This is a genomic window from Methylophaga sp. UBA4204, from assembly GCF_002379485.1.
Classification (GTDB): Bacteria; Pseudomonadota; Gammaproteobacteria; order Nitrosococcales; family Methylophagaceae; genus Methylophaga.
In genome coordinates this window covers 13769-14274 of sequence record NZ_DFTU01000030.1, presented here as the reverse complement: position 1 = coordinate 14274, position 506 = coordinate 13769, and the positions used below count along the sequence as shown (strand labels likewise).

The 506-nt window shown below is 54.0% G+C and carries 1 protein-coding gene; it reads right to left on the bottom strand.

Features of this window, described 5'->3' with window-relative positions:
- A partial coding sequence (locus B3182_RS03645) for an efflux RND transporter permease subunit (RefSeq protein ID WP_292751600.1) occupies positions 1-506 on the bottom strand: 506 nt, incomplete at both ends.

Genomic DNA, 506 nt, shown 5'->3' with positions numbered 1-506 from the left:
GGCATCTCGACATTATCTGCTATCAGCTTCTGTGCCTCTTCTACAAAGCCCACCAGATCACGTTCTGCCACATCGGTGCGGATAACGCTGAAACGCTGACCGGATTCTCGGGAGATAATAATTGGGCCTTCGACACGGGCAACAGTGGCTATCTCTGACAGCGGAATCTTGCCACCATCAGGCAAGTCAATAAAGCTGTCGCTAAGACGCGTCAGCCCGTCACCTTCAATAGCTTCGTAGCGCAACATCAGGGGAACACGAGCGCTGCCCTCAATTACATTGCCCACATTGACACCTTCAATCTCCGCACGCAGACGGGTCTGCAGTGCATCAGCATCCAGTCCCAGCCGCCCGGCCATGATGCGATCGATACTCACTTGCAGATATTGAGCGCCTTCGTTCAGTGTTGCAAAGGTATCAATAGCACCGGGAATAGCCTCCACTTGCGTGGCGATCTGCTGTGCGAGGGTGTTGAGGGTATCCAGATCCGGGCCGAACAGTTTGAT